Raw genomic sequence first — 22,049 nt, 5'->3', positions numbered from 1 at the left:
ATCGAACTGATATATGGAGGCATCGTAATGTATGAATTATTTGTTTTGGGACAACTGACAGATAAACCGATGACTGGCTACCTGTTACGTACTGTTTTACAACGAATCGTTGGTAACCGGCGAAAAATTAGTTTTGGCATGATTTACCCGTTATTGGATCGATTGGAAGCAAAGGGATTTATTACATTGACGGACAGTCAGGATGACGCTAATCGTGGCAAAAAGGATGCAACACTGACGGAGCAGGGGCGTGAGCGCTTTGAAGAGCTCATGACGGATCCAGTTCCATTGAATCAAAACACTGATTTTACGTATGAAGTTAAATTTCGTAATTTTCATCAGATTGACGTGAGCCTGCAACTCAGTATTTTAGGCGAATTTGAACATTATTTGGAAAATAAAATTGAAGATGTTGCAGATGCCGAAGCTTATTTACGGCAGACGAAGATCACGCCAGACGATCTTAAAGATGCCATTCGGCTGATGGCGTTAACTAAGGTTCAGGCAACGGCGGCATTGAAATGGACTAAGTCAACAATTGAGGAGGTACAGAATGGAAACAAGAACTAATGCCGGTGGGGCTCGCCGCTGGTTGAGCTTGGCAACGCTGTGTGTGGCGGTGTTTATGTCACTGCTGGATGTGACGATCGTTAACGTGGCGTTGCCAACAATCCAAAAAAGTTTTAACGAATCTTTTAGCGACGTTCAATGGATTATCAATGCCTATACCTTGGCGTATGCTGTTGTCTTATTAGTTGCTTCCAAACTCGGCGATATTTTTGGACGCAAACGAATTTTCTTTATTGAATTAACAATTTTCACGTTCGGGTCATTAGCTTCTGCGCTATCTACAACAGGACTACAACTGAATCTATTCAGAACAATTCAGGGAATCGGTGGCGCGGGCATTATGGGCCTGTCAATGACGATTGTGGCATCAACTTTTGTCGGGCGTGACCGTGGATTGGCTTTCGGGATTTGGAGTTCTGTGATTGGAGTTGCCACCGCTATGGGACCGCTACTCGGCGGCTACTTGATTCAGCTATTCAATTGGCGTTATCGCATTACTAGGGGCCATCTACTTTGTGGATGAAAGCTACGGTAATCGGCAGGGCTCAATTGACTGGATTGGCATGCTGATAAGCATTGCCATGGTTTTTAGTCTCGTATTTGGGCTGGTTCAAAAGGAGACCCATTCCGCATGGCATTGGTCAAACTTGCATGTTGCTGGTTATTTGATTGCGGGCATTGTGCTATTGATTGGCTTCATTTTGCTGGAACATCAGCTTAAGAGTCCGATGATTGACCTAGCCATTTTTAAATCAATTTCCTTCGATGGCACCATTATTGCTGCCTTCTGTTTGGGTGCCGGGTTATATGCCTTCTTCACCTATTTGACGATTTGGATGCAAGACTATCTTGGATATTCTGCTATGCAAACGGGGGTTAGACAGTTAGCAATCAGTATTTTCAGTATGATTTTGGGTCCTATTGCTGGCATGCTGTCCGGTCGTTGGCAAAAACGTTGGATGATCAGTGGTGGGCTGTTGTTAATTGGCTGTGGCTTTTTGATTATTTACCACGCCGTTAGCCTCAACGTTATGTATATTGACTTTGTGGCTGGCTTTGCGCTTTTAGGCATCGGTAATGCAATTGTGAATCCGCCTTTGTCCTCGGCAGCGATGGATAGCGTGAAAATGAGTCAGGTTGGTATGGCAAGTGGCGTAATGAATGTCTTTCGGCAATTAGGGATCAGTTTTGGAGTGGTTATTTACGGTTTACGTTTGAGCCATATTTATGACCCGGCAGTTACGACAAACATAAAGGCAATTAGCCAGTTACCACAACAAGCAGAGGCGGGGATAACGAAAGGCTTGCACCAGGCAGGACCAATGGCTGGCCATAGTGTTGTCGAAGGCGCAAAGAGATTTACTGAAAATTATGCGAATGGACCAGAAGTTTTACGACAAATGAACAAAGCAGTGTTCAGCGCATTTAATCAAGGCTATAAAGGCGTTCTTGTGACAGCTATTACCCTAGTTGTTGTGGGTGCGGTTGCCGCAGGCTTTATGATTAAGGAACCACATCACGCGCAAAAATAAAGATGTGATATTTCCTAGGAAATAAATTAGCCGGCCAACTAATTTACAGAATCTTGCTGTAATGCACTTATTGAGGCGCATTACGATACTAACATTAGATAAAACGATTATGGACTGTGCCACGTGTGCTACCCTAATGATTAAGACTGCCACTACTCAGGCAGTCTTATTTACTTAAGATGATTTTTCATCATATTGTTTTGATCATCGCAATTGTTGAGTTTACCTTGGCTTGGCCCGTTTGAAAAAATTCAAAATAAAAACAATCTGAAAACTGTGTAGCATCAAAAAATAGGATTAACCAAGTGGCAAGATGCGTGTTGGTTAATCCTATTTCTTTAGTTAGATCAGCGGCTTGTTGCTGTAATCGCGATACAGGCCTGGCAGCACTGTGTTGAGGTGGGCCATTTCCTTGTTGCTGTGCACGATCAGCATGCCGACGTTCGTGGCAATCTTGTCGCGCATTGGCAGCTTCATCGATACCGGCTTGCCGTTCTTATAGCCGCGGCCGACCCAGGCGTTGACGTTCCAGACCTTGTTGCCTTCACCATCAAGGCGAACAGATTCGATCATGAATACCGGAATCTTGACTGGCCCTGCAGAGATCGTGTTGTTGGCAATGATCATCGACATACAGCCGTCAGTCCCTAGCAAGGCGTTGTTCAAGCCGACTACGTTTGGTTCAACGAAGTTCAGCGGAGCGGTGTTTGGCTTTTCACCGTTGAAGGATTCCGTCACGATACTGGAGGTGTTCCAGATGCGTTGCACGTAAGGCTTGTCTGAGTTCAGGAACTGCTCGCGGTCTTCGGCGGAAAGGGCCACGTTGTAGTGGTCTTCTGGGTTCCACAGAGCGTAGCGCAGTGGTTCCAGCTGATGCCAGATCATCCACCAGTCCATCATCGGGCCGGTGATATCAGGGGTGGGCGTCGATGAGCTGAGATAAATACTGCCGTCGTCCATTAAGTAAGTGGCTTGCGGGCGGATCTGGAAGTCAGGCGCTTGGACTTGGGCACGGTCTTCGAATCTCAGTCCTTGGGTCGGGTCGCCGCGGAAGGTTTTGGCTTTGGTGATTGCCGCTTCGGTGGGCTTGGCAAGGGGCGTGTGGATCACATCGTAGTAGGGCATTTCGCGTGCGTTATCTGGTAATGGGACGATTTTCATCATAAAGGCTTCCTTTCGAGTTGTCGTGGTTGCTAAGTTATGAGACAATCGTAGCGTAAAACATTTTATGAAACAATAGTATCACAACTTATACAACACAGGAGGCCGATTATGTATCATATCGTCAACGACGCCAGGGCCAAGAAGTCGGCAGACTTATTAGTTGCGGCGACGATCACTTTGACCAATCAGAAACCGCTCAATGAGCTTTCAATCGCCGAGTTGCAGCGTGAATCTACGGTGAGCCGCAGCACGTTTTACCGCCTGTTCGACACGCCAGCTGATGTGTTGGCCTATGCGTGCGACCAGATGGTATCAGAGATCGCCGTGGCAATGCCGGCACCAACGGACGATAGCACCCACCAGGCACAGCTGCTCTTTATAGAAGCGTGTATGCAGCACGTCGATTTGCTCAGCGCATTAGTCAATAGTGAACTGACGGCGCTGTTGCGCGCAGCCCATCGGCGTCAGCTCTCATCTATCTTTGAAAATTTGCACATCGATCAGGCCATCTCTGAGGCCACTCGCGATTACGTGAACAGCATTTTGGCTGATATTTTGCCATCAGCGATGTTTGTCTGGTTGGTGCATGGCCGCGTAGAAGATGCGGAGACCGTGTATCAGCAGATCAAAGCCAGCACACAAGTATTGGCTGCGTTGTATCACTAAGATAATCACGCTTGGCGGTCGGTCTTTACCTAACCGTTTGCGATAAAGTAATCAAATGGCTCATTCGAACTCAAGGTGGACAGGAACGCAAAGTGCGAGGGCAATTGGGCAGCGTCTGCACTTGCTTGATGAAGATGATCGCGTCTTGATCAGACAGGCTACTCTTGAAGTCGACGGCGTAATTGATTGCGTCAACGTGGTTGGACCCGGCGCGTGGCAGGCCGCACAAGCGGCGATGGCGAATTCCGGGTGAGTATTCTCCCGTGATGGAATTCCGTGCTCTGACTAGCAATTCGTTGATACTGTGGACACGTACAGTACGCTCGCTAAGGTTCGGCGAATTACTGTTCACGGTCTCCGCCACTCGCATGTGTCACTGTTGATCAGCCTTGGTGAAAATTCACTCCAGATCAAAGAACGTCTGGGACACGAGGACATCGAAACGACGCTTGGCACTTACGGTCATCTCTACCCCAACAGTAACTTTGAAGTCGCAAAAAAGCTCAATGGAATCTTCTCCAAAGAGGTGCGAGATGTGCCATTGTTCCCGGGAAATACATTTTATTTTGCTTCAGATTAAAATCTATTGACATTTCTCATCAATTATTTAAAATAGCTAACAATAGATTAAACAAGTTATGAAGCAGAGGAGTAACAGGCAAGATGTGCTTGAAGTGAGCCCTAGGTGATGAGAATGGGTGGCACAATGTTTGTGAAAGTAACCTGTGAGCTTTTGAATTCCAAATTGAAATTCAGTGGGGTGGTGCCCATTATCGTCACCAAACTCTAGCCGGTTGATGGCTGCAGTTTATGAGATTATGCTGGTGACAGTGTAACGATGCAAGGTGGTACCGCGTTCGCGCCCTTCGCAACAGAGATGTTGTGGGGGCGTTTTTTGTATGTGAGTGTGACCAACTCCGGTTTGAAGCCGAGCAATAAGAAGAAAGGCGAACCATTCGGTGAATTTCCGAATGATTTGTCTTTCAGCTTATGCACAGGATTCAGGAGTTGGGAGCGCGTTATAGCCATGTAGCAGTAACCATTCCAAAGATACTAGTCTCCTTAAACTTGGACCACAGAAAGCGAGGTTGACCATATGGATCAACGAGAAAAACATTTAACAAGACGCGATTACTACGTCTTAGGATCATTATTATTCGGTTTATTCTTTGGTGCCGGCAATTTAATTTTCCCAATTCACTTGGGTCAACTGGCTGGTAAAGGGTGGATCACCGCTACGATTGGTTTCCTACTCTCTGCAATTTTATTGCCATTGCTGGCGATTATTGCTATCAGTGTGACACGTAGCGACAGCATGTATGATCTGGCTAGGCCAGTGAGTAGACGATTTGCATCTTTCTTTCTGCTAACGACCCACGCCAGTTTGGGACTGTTGATTGCCTCGCCCCGGACGGCGACGGTTACGTTTGAAATCGGCGTCGTTCCTTTTATTCCAAAAGGGACTGAAACAATCAGTTTAGCCATTTTTTCATTTTTATTCTTCTTGGCGACATTCCTGCTGGCCAGTAATCAACAAAAAATCACGCTGTATGTTGGCAAACTCCTCAATCCAATGTTTCTCCTGTTATTAACGTTTATTTTCTTCTGGGCCTTGGTAATCAAGGGTGATTTAACGCATGTGCCGTTTGTAAGTGCGGCTAATTCAATCGGCGGGCTGACAAACGGGTTTCTACAAGGGTATAACACGATGGATGCTCTGGCCGGCCTCGGATTTGGGGTAACGATTGTCAATGCACTCAAGTATATGGGCGTGCACAATGAGGGCGCTCAGTCACGGGCCATCGCAAAGATTGGTCTTTTCTCAATGTCACTAGAAACAATTATTTATACGTTTTTGATCATGCTTGGTGCCGTTAGTTTACGGTACACATCAATGAGTGCTAACGGTGGGCTAGCCTTTGGTCAAATTATGGAACATTATACGGGGCTAATAGGAACGGCCTTATTAGCTGCACTGACATTGCTAGCCTGCCTGACCACCGCTATCGGGCTCATCACATCACTGGCACAAGACCTCAGTCGTCGTTTTCCACGTGTTCAGTACCGAACTTTTTTGCTGGGGACGACGGTGGGGGCTTTTCTGATTGCTAATATCGGCTTAACTCAGATTATTGCCTTCTCAACGCCATTATTAATGTTGTTATATCCATTGGCTATCAGTCTGATTGTACTGGGAATCTTGCAACCTTTGATTCATCAAAATGTTACAGTTTATCGGACGACGATTTATCTAGTACTAATTCCGGCAATCTTTGATTTCATTCACGCTTTGCCACCAGTGTTTGCCAAATTGACGGTGGTTAAAGCCTGCAATCATTTTGCCCAACAGTTCTTTCCCTTGTTCAAAGATGGACTGGATTTCTTACCGTTTATGCTTATCGGTTTAATTGTCGGTCTGGGATTAGTCGCCTTGCAACGAGAGCCAAAACAAAATTCGGTTGAATAGTGTGTTGCACTTAAAGTGAATTAACGAAGCGAACTTTATTGTCTAACGAGAATTAGGCCTAAGTTCGCTTTTTTATTGTCAATTTAGGTGAACGGTGTTATCCTAAAATCAAAATTCAAAGGAAATGATAGATGTGGCAGATTTGAGGACGACGGATACACGTCAGCGAATTGTTGAGTATGCTGTTAAGTTTGTCGGTGAGAACGACTTTCACCTGCTATCTTTACGTACGGCGGCTAAGACCGTTGGTATTGCGCCATCGGCAGTGTATAAGCATTTCAAATCCAAAGATGATTTGTTGGACGCAGCCTTGCAAGAGGTCTCACGTCAGTTTGAAACTGAAGCTATTCAAAGTGTGGCGCAACTTAGTCCCAAGGAACACAGGGAGATTATTGCGAAACTAGGTAAAATGATTGTGTCTTGGGCAGGTACAAGACCGCATGCAGTGGCGTTTCTTTTCTTCAGTCCTAGGGCACTGGCCGAGTATCGGCAGCAGAATTTTTTCACTAATACCAAGGAACCCTTTTTACGTTATATGAGTCAGGAAGTCGCTGGGTTAAAGCATGACTATCATCTGACCGAAGAGAGTGACTTGTTGTTTACCAAACTGTGGTCTTTCATCTTTGGCTACGCACAACTCATTGTTAACGGTGCGCTAACTTACGATGAGGCTGTTGTGGACAGCATGATTGATGACATTGTGAAAAACGGGGGCGTTAACGATGCAAAGTAAAACAACGATTGTTTATTGCCATCCGTATGATAAAAGCTTTAATCATCAGGTGTTGATGACGGTTCAAGAAAAGTTAGATCAGTTAGGTGCGGCGTATAACGTTATTGACCTGTATAAGGATCAATTTGATCCACGTTATTCTGTAGCTGAACTGGCCAAGTTTAAAGATGGCGACACCACGGATCCACTAGTTACTAAATATCAAACGGGGTTGCGGAGTAGTACGAGTCTTATTATCATTACGCCGATTTGGTGGAACGACCTACCGGGTATGTTGAAGGGGTTCTTTGATAAAGTTATGAAGCCCCAGTTTGCTTACGTCAACACTCCTAGAGGCGTTAAGGGTCGGATGACGAATATCAAACGGGTCGATGTTTTAACGACGTCTACGTCACCAACCTGGTATTTGAAGTTGTTTTCCGGGAATGCAATTAAGCGTGTTTTTATGGGGGCAACGCTTAAACAGCTGGGAATCAAGCAGCGGCATTGGACCAATTGTGGTGGTATTACAAACAGCCATTTTAGTCAACGACAAGCGTTTTTAAAACAGATTGTGAATCAAATTTGAGGGTGATCTTAATGCAAATTGGATCTTTAGCGGATTGGTTTACGGGTGCAGCGACGTTTGCAGCGGTGCTCACGACATTACTTTTTAACTTTTTTGAACGACGACGGGCGGCCAAACAGAGTATTTACAGGGCTAAGACAGCCATGGCACGTTTAAGCCTGGATGTGATTCGTCAAGTTAACGGATTGACTGACAGCGTTAGCGATGGTGATTCATTGAGCGCTATCCATACAATGAGGATCTATGTCTTTGTGCTAACACCGATTGGCAATCAGCAAGTCAGTGAACTCTTGGAGGCTAGCGAACTGTTTTTGGTGACTGCCAACAAGGCGGCTGTCGGTAAAACAGATAAGTCTGAATTGAAGGAAGCTTATGATCAGTTAGTAGCAAGGACAATCTAGAGCGACTCTAATATTTTCCAAAAAGGTGTACACTATAAATGCGAACATACATTCGGGAAAAGGGAGATTATTTATGAAAATAGCAGAATTTGTTGTTTTGGACCAATTTGCTGACTGGGAGGGAGCGTATTTATCCAGCCAATTGAATCAGAAGAAAGATTGGCAGGTTAGAACGGCATCAATCAAGCCTGTAGTTAAATTTATTGGTGGGTTTACCACCCAAGTCGATGATCTGATTCCTGCTGTCCCTAAGCACATTGATTTATTGGTTCTAATAGGTGGCAATTCTTGGAGCATTAACGACGAGGCACTTTATCAGCTTGTTTCGCACAGTTTAGCAAACAAAATTCCAGTTGGGGCCATTTGTGGGGCCGTTGATTTCCTAGCAAGAACTGGTTTGTTAACAGGATTTAAGCATACCGGGAATGCCCAATATTTGTGGAAAGACGATGTGGACTATAAAAACCCAACTGATTTTCAAAACGTTCAGGTTGTTAGCGATCGAAACCTCGTTACTGCCAATGGGACTGCCGCATTAGACTTTACGGAACAGGTTCTTAAAATGATTGGTTCCTCAGCAAAGGAGATTGCGATGGGCGTCGAGTTACATAAACTTGGTTTTTATGCTTATACGACAAAGTATGGCAACCCTTATCAATAATGATGTTGAACTGTGCGGACACATCAAAATGTGGCCGTTTTTTATTTGTTTTTTATATCTTTTAGATATACATTATTTACATCTAAAAGATATGAAAGGACGGTAAACACTAAAATGATGAATGAGTTATATATTTTAGGAGAATTGATGGAGAATTCAAAGACGGCATATCGTTTGCGTCAATCAATGCAGGTGTCACTTGGTCGTCACCGAAAAATTAGCTTTGGTGTTATTTATCCGCTGTTCGAACGTTTGGAAAAAGAAGGTTACATCACGCTAAAGGTCCAAGGCGACGACAAACGGTCGACAAAACTGGCAGCCATTACAAAAAAGGGTGAAGTGCGATTCTTGGAATTAATGTATGCGCCAGTTCCTGAGGGCGCTCACACGGATGATATTTTTCAAATCAAGCTGGATTCAATGCAGCATTTGCCATTAACTGATCAACAGGGATTGCTGGATCAGTATATGAACGAGCAGATCGCCATTGTGAATGACTGTCAAACGGAGTTGGAGCACTTAAAGAAGCACGAGCACAAAGATCACTGGTATGCGGCACAGAAGATGCAGTTACGTCTCCGCCAAGCGCAGGTGACAGAGCAGTGGATCCAAGGCTTTAAAGTAGCACTGGAGAAGAACGGGGGCTTTCAGTCGAATGACTAAAGAAATCAAAATTGCGTTATTAATGGCGGCGAGCCTCTTCATGGAAATCATGGATGGAACGATTGTCACCACGGCGTTGCCGAGTATGGCGAAATATTTTCGGACTGGCTCAGCCACCGTTGCAATACTAGTGAGTATTTACCTAATTACCGTTGCGATTTTTATTCCGTTAAGTGGTTGGCTCGCTGATCGATTTGGCAAGAAACGCATGTGGCTATTGGCCGTTGGCTTATTTACGTTGAGTTCGCTGGGCAGTGCGCTGGCGCCTACGTTTGCCATTCTGCTGGGGATGCGGGTGATCCAGGGAATGTCAGGCGCAATGATGACACCAACGGCTCGACTGATTGTGGTGGAAAAGACGATCCCGTCACAATTGTTGCGAATGACGAGTTACTTAGTATGGCCGGCTTTAATTGCGCCAGCGATTGCGCCGTTAATCGGTGGTTTGATTGTGACATGGTGGAACTGGCGCTGGATTTTTCTGATTAATTTACCGATGGGAATCATTATTATCTTGATTGGGCTTTTTCTGATTGATCAAGATGCTCAAATAGCAGAACATCGCCAGTTTGACGTTATCGGTTTTGTTGAGATCGCGATTGCATCAGGATTGATTTTAGCTGGGGCAGAATTAGCGACTCATGGTCATTCGGAATGGCTATTAGCAGCACTGATGGTGGTCATTGGCGTGGGGATGTTAGTCTTTTCCTACTTTCACTTACGCAAAGTCGAAAATCCTTTGTTTTCCGTTTCATCACTACGAATTGAATCATTTCGGTTCACACAAACGGGCGATAGCGTTTTGTGGTTATCAGTCGGGGCCATGCCATACTTAATGACGGTCTATTTGCAAACGATTTTTCAGTGGTCACCGGTTAAAGCATCAGGTTTTGTGATTTTTATTTTTCTGGGAAATATTGGCATAAAACCCTTCACGACGGTGATTATCAAAACGCTAAAATATCGTGGCGCACTCTTTAGCGCCTTCTTGATGGTGATGGTCAGTTCGTTCTGTTTGGCATTGATTACGACGTCAACATGGTCATGGGTTATCGCGTTGCTGGCTTTTATTTCCGGTGTTGGACGTTCCTTAGCGTTAACCGCATACAATGGGCTGACGTTTGCCGATGTTCCATTAGCTGAACGTAATAGTGCGAACACGCTAACGGCTGTGATCATGACCTTAGCGCAAGGTTTAGGGGTGTCCTTGATTACGGTGATTGTCTCCGTTCTCAGTCAAACAATGACGTTGGGACACGCTTACCAGTTTGGGTTTGTTTTCTTAGGATTGCTCATGTTGTGGCCAATGTTTGAGTTAACGACGGTCAGCCGAAATATCGGTGACAGCACGATTTAGTTTCAAACGACTTGCTTTCAATAGATCGATTTTGTTGTTTTAATTCTTCGATTTTTCTCATTGACTTTTAATGGTAACGGGCGTATATTTTTGTCAATCAAACAACAAAACGAATTGATCAGGAAAGTAATGTTGATTACCAGCGCTTAGAGAGCCTCTTTAGCTGAAATGAGGTCGCAGGGCACAACATGAAAATGGCCTGTGATTGGTGTCACTGAACCGCAAGGACAGGTGGCAATGACCGGCACTCATTATTGTGCACGCCATGAAAGTGGCTAGTAAGCATCAAGATGTAAGTCTTGGTGAAACAAGAATGGTATCGTGCGTGAGCGCTTCTTAAGTGATGGACTTAGGGAGCGCTTATTTTTGTGTTCAATTTTAAAGCTGTCGATTATTTGTTTAGTTAACCGTCGTGAATTTGATTTGATAGGGAGAGGTTTAATATGAAAAAAACGGGACGTTTATTAGCAGCGTTAGGCATTACGCTTGGATTGGCGTTGACATTAGCAGGTTGTGGAAAGAGCAGCAATAAAACCGTAAAGGTCGGTGTTGTGGGCGACCAGGATGCGGCCATTTGGAAGGCCGTCGGCAAGGAGACTGAAAAGAAGGACCACATTACCTTAAAGATTGTGAACTTTACCGACTATACTCAGCCGAATGCCGCGCTGTCAGACCACAGCGTAGATATTAATGCGTTTCAAAGTTTAAACTTCCAAGATGCGTGGAACAAAGCACATCACACTAACATCGTTGCTATTGGGAATACCTATTTTCAACCATTAGCGCTGTATTCTAATAAGTTGAAGAAATTGTCAGAAATCAAACGCGGTGCGCAGATTGCGATTCCGAATGACGCGGCTAACGAAACACGGGCATTAGTGCTTTTGAAACGGGCTGGATTTATCAAACTGAACAAGGCTAGCTTGCCAACAACTAAGGACGTCACTGAGAATCGATTGGGCTTAAAGTTTACAACTGTTGATGCGGCACAAACAGCGCGTTCTCTATCCAGTGCGGATGCTGCAGTCGTCAATGGTAATTACGCTTCGGCTGCTAAGCTGACACTTAAGGATGCTCTGTATGCTGAACACTTAAAGACAGGTGGTCAGTACATCAATGTTGTTTCAACCTTGAAGAAAGATAAGAACAACGCAACGTACAAAAAGATCGTGAAGGCCTACCAGACGGAGGCAACTAAGCAGAATTTGAAGAAGTACTACAAAGGAAATACGTTACCGGCCTGGTAGAATTAATGCCAAATTAACGAGTATCTGAGAACTTCATCAGACACAAAAATACCCCTGGATGAATCCGATTCGAGATTCATTCAGGGGTATTTAATGTCTAAGCAGTTAATAAATGTTCCACGTGTAACATGAATCAATAGTCATGCGTGCACGAGTGTAAGGTTAGTCACACACTGACTAACTGTTTTGACGACGCAATTGCAACAGTTGATGGCTTAGAGATGCCGTTGCCTCGTAAACTTGATGGTAAACAGCGTAAAATTGCTCATATTGTGCGACATGCTCCGGTTGCGGCTGATATATTTTACCGTATTGAACAAACTTTGCGACACAATTTTTCCAGTCAGGATACCAACCCAATCCCATGGCGGCAATCATGGCAGCTCCTAATCCAGGACCCTGTTCATTAACAAGGCTGGTGACTGGTGCATTAAAAATATCTGCCTGTAGTTGCAGCCAAAACGAACTTTTGGCGCCACCACCAATAGAGACAACCTGTGAAAATGTACGATGGTTGTTCTGATAAATTTGCAAAATATCTTTAAAAGAATAAGTGATTCCTTCCAGCACTGATCGAATAAAGTCGTCTTGAGTCTGAACACCATCTACGCCAATAAAACTGCCGCGAATATCGGCATCTGCGTAGGGTGCTCGCTCTCCTACAATGTATGGTGTAAAGATAAGCCCGTTTGCGCCGATTGGCCGCTCGGCGGCCAGACTAGTGAGCTCATCAAAAGAATGGTCTGGAAGAAAAGTTCGTTTGAACCAGCCAAGACTGTAACCCGCGGCTAGGGTAACGCCCATGGAATAGTATTGGTCAGTGATCCCATGATCTTCAAATTGAAGCACACCACGGTAATTGCTTGTTTTAGGTTCCGTCTTCAGAACAACGCCAGAGGTCCCAATGCTTACCATAACTTGTTTGTCATCAACAATACCGGCGCCAATCGCGCCTGCAGCGTTATCTGCTGCACCTCCGAAGACTTTAGTGCTAGTAGATAGACCAGAGAAGGATGCGTAACTGCTCGTAATATTGCCGACGAAATCCGTGGAATTAATTAACGGCGGGCATAAATCGATGTCGATGTTTAATGCATCCAGGATTTCTTTGCTCCAAGTGTCTTCGTTAACGTCAAGCATGACCGTTCCAGTGGCATCAGAGTAGTCAATAGCTAATTTGCCAGTCATTCTAAAACGAACATAATCTTTGGGAAGCAAAACTGTGGCAATCTGTTTATAAATTTCTGGCTCATTTTCTTTGACCCACAGTAACTTGGGCAGCGTGAACCCTTCTAAAGGCTGATTCTTAGTGATTGTTTCAAAACGATCACCCAAAATGTCTGTAATTTCATGACGCTGTTTTGCTGCGCGGGTGTCATTCCACAAGATTGCAGGCCGCAGTATTTGATGATTTTCGTCAAGCAGGACGAGGCCGTGCATTTGACCGGAATAACTGATGCCTTCAATGTCTTCTGGTTTGAGATGATCTTTCAAGATTAAATTTACAATGGCAACAGTAGTCCCAGATACCCAGTCTTCAGGATTTTGTTCACTGTACCCAGGATGTGGTTGGTTGAGTGGATAATCAAACGATTGCTGAGCAACAATCACACCTTCCTGATTAACGGCTGAAACCTTGACTGCACTGGTGCCAAGATCAATGCCCAATACATAACTCATGCTTAGACCCCCTCAGAAACATGATACCGCGCGTGGTAGGTTTGATTAACGCCTGCTTTTAAAATCATGTTACCAAAACCTTCGAGGTTAATCGCATTGGAAAGAATATGTGGTTCCACTGCAATACCAAGGAATGGTTTTCCTGCACCCTTATTAGTTTGCATGGTTGGTGTAAACCCATTGGCTGTAAAAATAGTAACCCCGTTACGATCCGCAGTCGTTTGCAATGTTAAGTTGCTTTCTTGATCACGAATGGTAACGTCGGCACCTGCAGGCGTGAGAAAAGTATCATCAATCCCAGCGCCGTGATTACTGTCAATAATGCTTTTAATTGCCTGACCAACATTTTTAAAATTTCTATAATCATACATGTCGTTGTCAATAGGGGCCAGAATGCCGTTTGGCACATGTTCCTCATCCAATGCTTCAACAAATTGAGCATTACTCTTTATGTCATGGTTTCTGATATCTTGATTATCCTTATTTAAGTTGAAGTAGGCGTGACAAGTGGGACTGAACAAAGTGTCAGTATCACAGATGGCTTGGTAAGTGATGTCAACAGTGTCGTCTTCTGAAAGCGAATAAGTGACTGTGACTGTCATGGTGCCAGGGAAGCCGTCCAAAGACTGGTCTACTTGTCGACTGAATTGAAGGTAGTTATCACCCTCATCCGTGGACAAAATAGTTCCTTCCCACTGTAAATAAGCAAATCCGTGGGGGCCGCCATGCAGAGTGGTAGCGCCTTCATTTTGTTGTAGTTGAAACTGCTTTCCACCAAGTGTAAAGCGACCATTTTTAATTCGACCGGTTACACGGCCAATTGTGGCGCCTAAATAGAATGGATTGTTTAAATAATGCGCAATATCAGGTTCATTTAATAACACATTTTGTGTCGTTTGATCATGACGTGCTAAACGGTATTCGTACCAGGTTGCCCCAAAATCCAATACACTAATACTCGAACCACGTTTGTTGATTAATGTAAACTTCTTAATAAGATGACCGTTATGATGATCAAATTCTTCGATTTTATTAGTAATCATAATGTCCTCCTACCATTATTTAGCGCGATTATGCAGCTCTTGTTCAATGTCTTCAAGGCTGCGGCCGCGAGTTTCGAACACGAATTTTGAGACGAATACAATTGCTAAAATACAAATGATCCCGTAAATAGCGAAGATTGATGTTCCTAACCAAGTTAATAAAATTGGGAAAGTTAATGAAACGATTAAGTCAGCAAACCAGTCGATAACACTCGCGAAACCAGTTCCTAACCCACGCACATTTAACGGGAAGACTTCTGCCATTACGACCCAAGCAATTGGTCCCCAAGTTGCAGAGAAGAAAACAATGTACACGGCAAGAGCAATCATAACAATCCAGGCAGAGAGTCCAGAACCTTTTTCAGCAAAATTAGTCACGATTGCAAGTGTAAATAGCGAGACCGCCATACCAACGGAACCAAAGTTAAGCAGCGTGCGGCGGTTAAACTTATCCATGATAATGACAGCAATACCGGTGGTAATAACGGAAACGACACCTATCCCAACAGTCCCTAAAATGGCAGCCGAATTTCCGAGACCCACCTGTGAAAAGATGGTTGGAGCGTAATATAAAACGGTGTTACATCCAGTAATCTGTTGGAAGATACATAGTCCAACAGCAATTACCAATGCGGGGTGGACAAGTTTTGAGAATAAGTCTTTTAGAGTACCGGATTCTTGTTTGTTAGCTTTTTCAATAACTGAGAGTTCATCGTTAACTTCTTTTTCATTGTCTCCCCGGAGACGCATCAATACATTTTTAGCATCCTCAGTTCGCCCAACTTTGTATAAGAATCGTGGACTTTCAGGTAGCAATACACCACCAATCAATAGGATGATCGCTGGTAGTGCAGCAAATGCTAACATATAACGCCAGCCGTTCGTGACGTTAGCAAAACTATAGTCAATGATGTAGGCCAGTAAGATACCAGTCATAATCATTAATTGGTTAAGACTGGAAAGCGTGCCCCGGATACGAGCAGGCGAGATTTCAGCTAGATACATTGGTACTAGTGCCGACGCACCACCGACGGCGACACCTAAGATGACCCGGGCGATGACCAAGACTATCACATCAGGTGAAAAACCTGATAGTAGGGCACCAATTAAGAAAATTAATGCTGAGAGCATCACCATTTTCTTGCGCCCGAACCGATCGGACATTGGACTGATGATAGCAGCCCCAATAATGGCACCTAAAAGAACAGCACTAACGACCAGGCCCTGCTCAAGGGAGGTAAGTTTCATTTCTGCTCGAATGTAAAGCAATGCACCAGAGATAACACCTGTATCGTAACCAAATAATAATCCGCCTAGCGCACCAAAAAAGTAAATATACCAACTGCTGCGGCTTTTTGCCGTTTTGTTTGTCATGATGCTTCTCCTTTCAAGAAAAGTGTCCTTATTCCTAACTCGGGAACGAGGACACGGCATGTTCAAACATTAGTTAGAACATGAATACCAGCTATTAAAAGACGATTATTTGTTACCACGCAGTGTGGGATAATCAGCGAATAGAACATGACGAATAGGTTCATCTTCGTCCACGTTCGAAAAACGTGGTACTGGTTCAAAGAAGCGATTGTCGACGTTGTCATCATTTGATGAAGAAACTTCCCAAACCATGATCTTGCCTGTGCCTTTACGACCCATCCAACGGTGATAGATACGTTGTGTCATCGTGACACTTTCTCCGGGTTCCAATGAAATGACGCCACCGGCAGGAACCGTGATTTTCTTGCCATCCTTAACTAAATGCACATCTGATTCTTTATCGAGTTGTTCATCGGCTGTTGCGTTGTAAACGGTAATGTCGAGAATACCGCCGCCACGGTTGATAGTGTCTTCTTCCTTAATCTTGTGGAAGTGCATTGGTAATTCTTGACCGTCTTCAAGGATCAAAATTTTTTCACAGTAAGGTTTTGGATAAGTTTTTTTGTCATTGAAATTACCATTACGGAAAGTGAACGTAGCCAAGCCACGTTTAGCAAAGTCGTCACTGCCAAAGTCTGTGACATCCCATCCCAACATGTTGTCAAAGATTTCCTGATATTCTGGGCCGGCATTCTTCACGTCTTCGGTTGTCCAGTTGGCAAATTCTGGGAAATAAACTTTGTGTTCTGAGGCAAAAGCAATTAAGTTGTCCAAAATGGTGTTAATTTGTGAACGTTTCATGATATATAAATCTCCTTAGATATAAGGTAGATTGTAAAATTAATCCGAACGCTGTTCGGACAAAAAAGATCAGCTTCCTTTAAAATGGTGTTTACCACAAACCCATTTTTTAGGAGCTGATCTTTTGTCTAGTATAACCTATTCTGAACGAATTAAAATTGAAACCTTTTGTGAGTTCGATCACCAACTAATCAGTGGCACCAAGCCGAAGCTTCGTTTTACCACCCGCGCCGTTAATGGTCGCGCTCACCATTCACCACCCAGCCGTACAGATAGCCTTGTTGTGGTATAGCCAGACTTATTGAAGTCGCACTGGCAAACGTGTCCCCTTGGATTTAGACCCCAGCTTGTCCCCTAGGGCTTTAAAAATCGCACCGGCCATGATATAATAGTCATTAAACAAGTTGACTTTTATGTGGCGCTCACCGATGCCAGTCGGTGGGTGTTTTTTTTTATGCAGTTTTTTAGGTATTACTTCTTTTGAACTACTGACAGTGTCCCCCATGATTCACAGTTAGTACAGCAAACGGTGGAAATAATGTTAAAAGCACATCATATAATAGGACTGTCAATACCAATGATTATAGCCCTTTCATAGGATATCTGTCAACAATTATATTTAATTTCCCTTTTTCCCTTTATCTATTTTTCCCTAAATAGAATTATCTCTAAATAGAATTATCCCTATATCCCTTTTTCTATTTAGGGATATTTTTAATTCCCATTCTAACAGTGTTCTCAGTCGATAAGTATCCCTTTTTCCCTTTATCCCAATTTCTATATATCCCTAATTCTATATATCTAAATAACTATTTAGGGAAATTTCCCTTTTGCTATTAAATTGTGGTATACTAATTAAAAATCAATTGGAGGTCGTTGTTATGGATATTCCAGACGTAGTAAAGGCTATACAGTCTCGTGATGAGGCATTAACCATTGTGATTGGTAATCAAAAGGGTGGCGTGGGAAAAACAACTAACACGTATCTCATCGCTTATACCTTAGCTAAAATGGGAATACATACGTTGGTTGCAGACTTAGACCCACAAGCCAACGCCACTAAAACACTAATGTTAACGAAAAGTCAGCAGGAAGATACCGTGTACTCAATTAAAAAAACTCTGATGGTAGGCGTACAGGAGAAAGATCTAACAGACTTACCAGTTAAGATAATGGATAACCTTGACCTAATTCCTTCATATATTGATTTCCAAGATTTCACGAAATATTTATATCAGAATACGAATAATGAGTACGAAGAAACACATCTGTTGGAACCCTTGTTTAATCCATTGAAGAAGAAATATGATGTAATTCTGTTGGATGTGCCACCATTTAGTATTGAGATTACCCGTAATGCTGTTATCTTCTCAGACTTTGCACTTATCAGCTTGCAAACACACGATGATAGTCTATCCGGTGCAGAAGAGTATGTGAATACCCTTTCCAAACTTCAGCAAGAGTATCAGCTAGATATAGAGGTAATTGGTATCTTGCCAATGCTTCACGATGCCCGTAACGGTGTCGATCAGACAATCATACAATCTGCTAAGGATGAGTTTGGAGCAGAAAATGTATTCACAAATATTGTTACTCAAATGGCCCGGATTAAACGATTCCCAATTAATGGAATTACCGATAAGGACCGCTTCGATAAGCGAGTGTTAGACAAGTACCAGCAAGTTACCGATGAGTTATTAAGCCGGATTGGCTTATTTATAGATGATAAGGAGGCCAAGTAAGATGCCAAGTAAAAAGCCTAATATTCTTCAACGAAGGGTTACCGGAGCGGTAAAGCCATCAGAAGAGTACCATGCAACAGATAATGCTACGAAAAAAGAGAATAGATCTTCCTCTATACCAAAAAATCAGAAAAAATCCCTTAAGGTATCCGCAGAGACTTACAAGGATATGAAAGTCCTGAAGACAATTGAACATGTTAGCTTCGACTACGAGATTATCCAGCTTCTTATTGACCAGTATTACAAGGATATGACCGAGGAACAACAGCGCAGGTATACCGTATTGCGGGAGAATATGTAAGCAGTGCTACATTAAAATAAAAGAAAGAAGTAATGGTAGATTGCAAATTTAATCCGAATTTTTGGACAAATTTGTCAGCATAACCTGATACGGTGTTTGCCAGTCGAGTATTTTAAGCGGTCTCTGATTAATTTCGAGTAAGGTGGTTTTCAAGCCTTGAGCACTAATGTGCTCAAAACGAGTCCCTTTAGGATAAAAATAACGTAAATTCCGATTAAAGCGTTCATTACTACCACGTTCAGCTGGCGTATAAGCATGGCAGTAATAGGTCTTAATACCATATTGTGATTCAAGTGATACTAGCTTACTAAACTCAGTGCCACGGTCCACAGTAAAGCTGTGCACCGGACCATTAAAAGTGGTTAGGAACTTAGTTAGTGCTTCATTAACAGTCGCTGTCGTCCGATCTTTTAACCGGTATGCCCAAAGGAACCGTGATTTGCGATCGATTAAAGTTAATAAAACTGCCTTACTATGCCCACGAGGACCAACGACTGTATCTAGTTCAAAATCGCCGATGCGCTTACGTTGATTAATCATCATGGGACGCTGTTCAATTGATCGCCCCAAAGATTGATTATATTTGGATCGTTGGTCAACGTTACGCCGTTGGGTACGCCATGTTCAGGTAGATCATTCAAGGAGAAATCAATTCTCCCCTGATTTAGCCAATTATAAATAGATTTAGTAGCTAGTTTAAATTCGTGAGCAATCATTCCTGGTGACCAGCTTAGACGTAAATGGTTGAGAATTTTTTGCTTTAACTCATCGCTCAGCTTAGTTTTCCGACCACATCGTGATCGCTTGTATTCGGCATCTGTTTGGGCTAATTCAGCCTGATAAGGTTGACATCGAGATAATTCATAAGAAATTGTTGACGGTGATCGGTTCAGCCGAACGCCCATTTGGATATTGGACAGCCCTAGTTCACAAAAGGTTTCGATTTTAATTCGTTTGGAATAGGTTATACTAGACAAAAGATCAGCTCCTAAAAGATGGGTTTGTGGTAAACACCATTTTAAAGGAAGCTGATCTTTTTTGTCCGAACAGCGTTCGGATTAATTTTACAATCTACCATCCGACCAAATCGTGGTAATATTCCGCCACGGTTTGGTCATTTCTTTTAGCGGAAATGAACTGATTCGTGAAGTACATTATTCCAGCACGAACCTGTTCCTGTAACTCTGCTAGAGTTTGCGCCTTTGGACGATGCTCGAGCCAGATGCTTTTAAAATCTGCCCACCAGTGTTCCATTACGGCGTTATCCGCTGGTGTCCCAGGCGCCGATAGGCTATGCCTTACTTTCTCCTGACGGAGAGCTTCGTTGTAATTGGTGGACGTATATGCCGCTCCACGATCCGTATGGATCATTTCTGGAGTGGTTCCACTAGCCTTAGCGATCTAATTCAGTGACCAGGACAATATCACCCTCACGAATATAGGCCAGCATTTTTTGCAGTTCTGGCCGATTAGTGTTAGCCCCACTTAATTTATCCGTAAATAGTGTCTCCTGAATAACCGTAATAGTTAATGCTGGTAGTATTTTATACGAATCCAATGAATATTATGTACTTTCAGGCGGTCAAATCACTGGTGAGAGCCCGTTTTTCGAAAAATAGGCATACCAAAACAACGCACTGGAGCCGGTCTAAATTAACACAGAGGATTGACAGCCCGACCTGCCTGAGATTGGTGTTTGTCAGCTTGGTTTTTAGTCCTCCCAAAGAATAACAACGCTTAGAGAGGCTGAAGTCGCGCTCGATTTGCGTCCGATCACGTTCGTCTTGATGTTCAACTTTTAGATTTTGTTGATCGTGTTTCGCTGGCCGGCCCAACTTGGGACCGCTGATCCGAATGTGCTTGTCGTGGCAGTAACGGCGATTTTCCCGCGTTCGGTAAATTTGATCAACCAGCACTCGTTGTGGATACACACCAGTGCGCTGGTGATAACGCTCAATGACCATGATTAAATCTTTCGATTCATTGAAGGCTTCATAGCTGTAGCGTTCAATCCGTAAGAGACCGTCACTCTTACTAACATTAATCTTGGGACCAAACTCGGTGGGATTCTTAACTTTTCCTCGGACGATCGGCCGAACATAAGGCTGTTGAAAACTGACAATCCGCTGCCCAATTCGATGGGTCTTTTGGACATACATGGCGTGCTGTTGTTGGTAAATCTGCTCACAGATGTCGAAAATCTGCGCCTGGCGCTGAGTTAACTGGGTCCCTTGAGCGATCACCTGATGAATGATTTTGCGATCCCGACGGATATACTGAAGTTTCTTTCGAATAGCGCGGCGGCGTTTCTTGGTTGATCGCCGTTTGGTTTTAGCGAACGCCAAGTAGTCTTTATGAGCCTTTTGACGGTAAATGCGCGGTCGCCGCGTCAACGCACCGGTTTTATAAAGGGCGTCGATGATTTTTTCACAGTGCTGGCGGGTCTGATTCAAGAGATTGATGTCTTGAGGATAAGCCACATTTGCCGGGGCACAGGTTGCGTCCAGAGTTAAGGTGCCCCGATTAGGCAATCCTTGCGGATTGGCCGCATCCGGGCGGTCAGCTTTTGGGTGCTCAGAACCCTTTGCCTGATCTGAATTGGCGGCTAGTCGCCGTTGGTTGAAGGCGATGATCTGTTCATTGATGGCCGCTAACTGATCAATTGGCAGGCGTTTACGAAACCAAACCATTGTTGAGGGATCAAAAGGCGGTTCTTCGGTGTATTTGGGTAAGCCGATAAAGTACTGCAGATACGGCGTCTCTTGAATCTGTTGGACCAATTCTTCATCGGGATAATGGTATTTGGTTTGAATGATCAGTGCGCCAAACGCCATGCGAAAGGTTTTAGCGACGTTGCCGGTGTGGGCGGGAAAAAGTCTGGCGTAATCTTTCTCTAACGTGCGCCAAGGAATTGCGGCGGCTTTTTGCACCCAACGATTGTTTGGTGAAAGATGCATACCAGCCGGTTGACCAAAATCATCTAAAGAAATTTGCATCGAGTTTAACTTTTTATACATGAATGATTCGCCTCTAAGTTTTCAGAACCAACTTTTTTCTAAAATTCCAACAAAACTACTGC

The 22,049-nt window shown here is 43.8% G+C and carries 20 protein-coding genes and 4 pseudogenes; 15 read left to right on the top strand and 9 right to left on the bottom strand.

What is annotated here, in order from left to right:
* The first annotated feature begins 27 nt into the window (after positions 1 to 27).
* From GB993_RS00255 to GB993_RS12975, 3 genes are read left to right on the top strand one after another with little or no spacing between them, the layout of a single operon-like run.
* Positions 28 to 570 carry a PadR family transcriptional regulator gene (locus tag GB993_RS00255; protein WP_161002598.1) on the top strand — a complete coding sequence of 181 codons (543 nt, stop codon included), beginning with the start codon at positions 28 to 30 and terminating at the stop codon, positions 568 to 570.
* Positions 554 to 1,093, top strand: coding sequence for an MFS transporter (locus GB993_RS12980; protein WP_238331552.1), 540 nt, complete (start codon positions 554 to 556; stop codon positions 1,091 to 1,093). Before GB993_RS00255 ends, GB993_RS12980 begins: the two co-directional genes overlap by 17 nt.
* Entirely contained in the window at positions 1,086 to 2,102 is a 1,017-nt protein-coding gene (locus tag GB993_RS12975) for an MFS transporter (RefSeq protein WP_347877331.1), read from the top strand. The genes GB993_RS12980 and GB993_RS12975 overlap by 8 nt, the downstream gene beginning before the upstream one ends.
* A 342-nt stretch (positions 2,103 to 2,444) precedes the next feature.
* Here the strand turns inward: GB993_RS12975 and GB993_RS00245 are convergent, their stop codons facing one another.
* Positions 2,445 to 3,266 carry a DAPG hydrolase family protein gene (locus tag GB993_RS00245; RefSeq protein ID WP_161002597.1) on the bottom strand — a complete coding sequence of 274 codons (822 nt, stop codon included), beginning with the start codon at positions 3,264 to 3,266 and terminating at the stop codon, positions 2,445 to 2,447.
* 108 nt (positions 3,267 to 3,374) lie between these two features.
* Between GB993_RS00245 and GB993_RS00240 the strand changes: the two genes are divergently transcribed.
* From GB993_RS00240 to GB993_RS00195, 10 genes and pseudogenes are all read left to right on the top strand, one after another.
* Positions 3,375 to 3,932 (top strand): TetR/AcrR family transcriptional regulator, encoded by a 558-nt coding sequence (locus GB993_RS00240; RefSeq protein ID WP_161002596.1) that lies wholly within the window; start codon positions 3,375 to 3,377, stop codon positions 3,930 to 3,932.
* Between the two features lie 322 nt (positions 3,933 to 4,254).
* Positions 4,255 to 4,512, top strand: a pseudogene (locus tag GB993_RS00235) (tyrosine-type recombinase/integrase); the annotation flags it as partial.
* Between the two features lie 516 nt (positions 4,513 to 5,028).
* On the top strand, positions 5,029 to 6,399 hold the full coding sequence (gene brnQ, locus GB993_RS00230; RefSeq protein WP_161002594.1) for a branched-chain amino acid transport system II carrier protein: 1,371 nt from the start codon (positions 5,029 to 5,031) through the stop codon (positions 6,397 to 6,399).
* Between the two features lie 133 nt (positions 6,400 to 6,532).
* Positions 6,533 to 7,132 (top strand): TetR family transcriptional regulator, encoded by a 600-nt coding sequence (locus GB993_RS00225; protein WP_161002593.1) that lies wholly within the window; start codon positions 6,533 to 6,535, stop codon positions 7,130 to 7,132.
* Positions 7,122 to 7,700, top strand: a complete 579-nt coding sequence (locus tag GB993_RS00220; RefSeq protein ID WP_161002592.1) for an NAD(P)H-dependent oxidoreductase — start codon at positions 7,122 to 7,124, stop codon at positions 7,698 to 7,700. Before GB993_RS00225 ends, GB993_RS00220 begins: the two co-directional genes overlap by 11 nt.
* Before the next feature lie 11 nt (positions 7,701 to 7,711).
* Positions 7,712 to 8,101 (top strand): hypothetical protein, encoded by a 390-nt coding sequence (locus tag GB993_RS00215; RefSeq protein ID WP_161002591.1) that lies wholly within the window; start codon positions 7,712 to 7,714, stop codon positions 8,099 to 8,101.
* A gap of 73 nt (positions 8,102 to 8,174) precedes the next feature.
* Positions 8,175 to 8,762, top strand: a complete 588-nt coding sequence (locus tag GB993_RS00210; protein WP_161002590.1) for a DJ-1/PfpI family protein — start codon at positions 8,175 to 8,177, stop codon at positions 8,760 to 8,762.
* Positions 8,763 to 8,876: 114 nt separating this feature from the next.
* Positions 8,877 to 9,425 carry a PadR family transcriptional regulator gene (locus tag GB993_RS00205; protein WP_161002589.1) on the top strand — a complete coding sequence of 183 codons (549 nt, stop codon included), beginning with the start codon at positions 8,877 to 8,879 and terminating at the stop codon, positions 9,423 to 9,425.
* Positions 9,418 to 10,782, top strand: a complete 1,365-nt coding sequence (locus tag GB993_RS00200; RefSeq protein ID WP_161002588.1) for an MFS transporter — start codon at positions 9,418 to 9,420, stop codon at positions 10,780 to 10,782. The genes GB993_RS00205 and GB993_RS00200 overlap by 8 nt, the downstream gene beginning before the upstream one ends.
* Before the next feature lie 443 nt (positions 10,783 to 11,225).
* A complete protein-coding gene (locus GB993_RS00195) occupies positions 11,226 to 12,029 on the top strand; it encodes a MetQ/NlpA family ABC transporter substrate-binding protein (RefSeq protein ID WP_161002587.1) in 804 nt (267 codons plus the stop codon).
* 177 nt (positions 12,030 to 12,206) lie between these two features.
* Here GB993_RS00195 and xylB read toward each other — a convergent pair whose 3' ends face one another.
* From xylB to GB993_RS00175, 4 genes are all read right to left on the bottom strand, one after another.
* Positions 12,207 to 13,709: a xylulokinase gene (gene xylB / locus GB993_RS00190; protein ID WP_161002586.1), complete on the bottom strand. Its 1,503-nt coding sequence runs from the start codon at positions 13,707 to 13,709 to the stop codon at positions 12,207 to 12,209.
* 2 nt (positions 13,710 to 13,711) lie between these two features.
* The gene (locus GB993_RS00185) at positions 13,712 to 14,752 is read right to left on the bottom strand and encodes an aldose epimerase family protein (protein ID WP_161002585.1); all 1,041 of its coding nucleotides are present in this window, start codon (positions 14,750 to 14,752) and stop codon (positions 13,712 to 13,714) included.
* Between the two features lie 15 nt (positions 14,753 to 14,767).
* Entirely contained in the window at positions 14,768 to 16,126 is a 1,359-nt protein-coding gene (locus tag GB993_RS00180) for a sugar porter family MFS transporter (protein ID WP_161002584.1), read from the bottom strand.
* Between the two features lie 105 nt (positions 16,127 to 16,231).
* Complete coding sequence (locus GB993_RS00175) at positions 16,232 to 16,927, bottom strand: D-lyxose/D-mannose family sugar isomerase (RefSeq protein WP_161002583.1); 696 nt, start codon at positions 16,925 to 16,927, stop codon at positions 16,232 to 16,234.
* A gap of 881 nt (positions 16,928 to 17,808) precedes the next feature.
* On the opposite strand from GB993_RS00175, the gene GB993_RS00170 reads away from it, so the two are divergent.
* Both GB993_RS00170 and GB993_RS00165 read left to right on the top strand, forming a co-directional pair.
* The gene (locus GB993_RS00170; protein ID WP_161002582.1) at positions 17,809 to 18,669 is read left to right on the top strand and encodes a ParA family protein; all 861 of its coding nucleotides are present in this window, start codon (positions 17,809 to 17,811) and stop codon (positions 18,667 to 18,669) included.
* Between the two features lies 1 nt (position 18,670).
* The gene (locus GB993_RS00165; RefSeq protein ID WP_161002581.1) at positions 18,671 to 18,970 is read left to right on the top strand and encodes a hypothetical protein; all 300 of its coding nucleotides are present in this window, start codon (positions 18,671 to 18,673) and stop codon (positions 18,968 to 18,970) included.
* Between the two features lie 48 nt (positions 18,971 to 19,018).
* Here GB993_RS00165 and GB993_RS00160 read toward each other — a convergent pair.
* The 4 genes and pseudogenes from GB993_RS00160 to GB993_RS00145 all read right to left on the bottom strand — a co-directional run bounded on the left by GB993_RS00160 (position 19,019) and on the right by GB993_RS00145 (position 21,987).
* Positions 19,019 to 19,947, bottom strand: a pseudogene (locus tag GB993_RS00160) (IS30 family transposase).
* A 94-nt stretch (positions 19,948 to 20,041) separates the two neighbouring features.
* A pseudogene (locus GB993_RS13160) lies at positions 20,042 to 20,368 on the bottom strand (DDE-type integrase/transposase/recombinase); the annotation flags it as partial.
* Positions 20,367 to 20,480: pseudogene (locus tag GB993_RS00150) on the bottom strand (recombinase family protein); the annotation flags it as partial. The pseudogenes GB993_RS00150 and GB993_RS13160, both read right to left, overlap by 2 nt.
* A gap of 64 nt (positions 20,481 to 20,544) precedes the next feature.
* On the bottom strand, positions 20,545 to 21,987 hold the full coding sequence (locus GB993_RS00145) for an IS5 family transposase (protein ID WP_161002580.1): 1,443 nt from the start codon (positions 21,985 to 21,987) through the stop codon (positions 20,545 to 20,547).
* Positions 21,988 to 22,049 lie beyond the last annotated feature (62 nt).

Source organism: Furfurilactobacillus milii, from assembly GCF_009864005.1.
Taxonomy (GTDB): domain Bacteria; phylum Bacillota; class Bacilli; order Lactobacillales; family Lactobacillaceae; genus Furfurilactobacillus; species Furfurilactobacillus rossiae_B.
Note: the sequence above shows the minus strand (reverse complement) of the source record. Positions and strands in the feature narration are given on the sequence as shown.

Bases quoted from the DNA above. Each gene is read 5' to 3' on its own strand.
- xylB (WP_161002586.1), bottom strand. From the start codon at position 13,709: ATGAGTTATGTATTGGGCATTGATCTTGGCACCAGTGCAGTCAAGGTT.
- GB993_RS00170 (WP_161002582.1), top strand. From the start codon at position 17,809: ATGGATATTCCAGACGTAGTAAAGGCTATACAGTCTCGTGATGAGGCA.
- GB993_RS00200 (WP_161002588.1), top strand. From the start codon at position 9,418: ATGACTAAAGAAATCAAAATTGCGTTATTAATGGCGGCGAGCCTCTTC.
- GB993_RS00185 (WP_161002585.1), bottom strand. From the start codon at position 14,752: ATGATTACTAATAAAATCGAAGAATTTGATCATCATAACGGTCATCTT.
- GB993_RS00255 (WP_161002598.1), top strand. From the start codon at position 28: ATGTATGAATTATTTGTTTTGGGACAACTGACAGATAAACCGATGACT.
- GB993_RS00220 (WP_161002592.1), top strand. From the start codon at position 7,122: ATGCAAAGTAAAACAACGATTGTTTATTGCCATCCGTATGATAAAAGC.
- GB993_RS00215 (WP_161002591.1), top strand. From the start codon at position 7,712: ATGCAAATTGGATCTTTAGCGGATTGGTTTACGGGTGCAGCGACGTTT.
- GB993_RS00145 (WP_161002580.1), bottom strand. From the start codon at position 21,987: ATGTATAAAAAGTTAAACTCGATGCAAATTTCTTTAGATGATTTTGGT.
- GB993_RS12980 (WP_238331552.1), top strand. From the start codon at position 554: ATGGAAACAAGAACTAATGCCGGTGGGGCTCGCCGCTGGTTGAGCTTG.
- GB993_RS00175 (WP_161002583.1), bottom strand. From the start codon at position 16,927: ATGAAACGTTCACAAATTAACACCATTTTGGACAACTTAATTGCTTTT.
- GB993_RS00240 (WP_161002596.1), top strand. From the start codon at position 3,375: ATGTATCATATCGTCAACGACGCCAGGGCCAAGAAGTCGGCAGACTTA.
- brnQ (WP_161002594.1), top strand. From the start codon at position 5,029: ATGGATCAACGAGAAAAACATTTAACAAGACGCGATTACTACGTCTTA.
- GB993_RS00205 (WP_161002589.1), top strand. From the start codon at position 8,877: ATGATGAATGAGTTATATATTTTAGGAGAATTGATGGAGAATTCAAAG.
- GB993_RS00245 (WP_161002597.1), bottom strand. From the start codon at position 3,266: ATGATGAAAATCGTCCCATTACCAGATAACGCACGCGAAATGCCCTAC.
- GB993_RS00210 (WP_161002590.1), top strand. From the start codon at position 8,175: ATGAAAATAGCAGAATTTGTTGTTTTGGACCAATTTGCTGACTGGGAG.
- GB993_RS00165 (WP_161002581.1), top strand. From the start codon at position 18,671: ATGCCAAGTAAAAAGCCTAATATTCTTCAACGAAGGGTTACCGGAGCG.
- GB993_RS00195 (WP_161002587.1), top strand. From the start codon at position 11,226: ATGAAAAAAACGGGACGTTTATTAGCAGCGTTAGGCATTACGCTTGGA.
- GB993_RS00180 (WP_161002584.1), bottom strand. From the start codon at position 16,126: ATGACAAACAAAACGGCAAAAAGCCGCAGCAGTTGGTATATTTACTTT.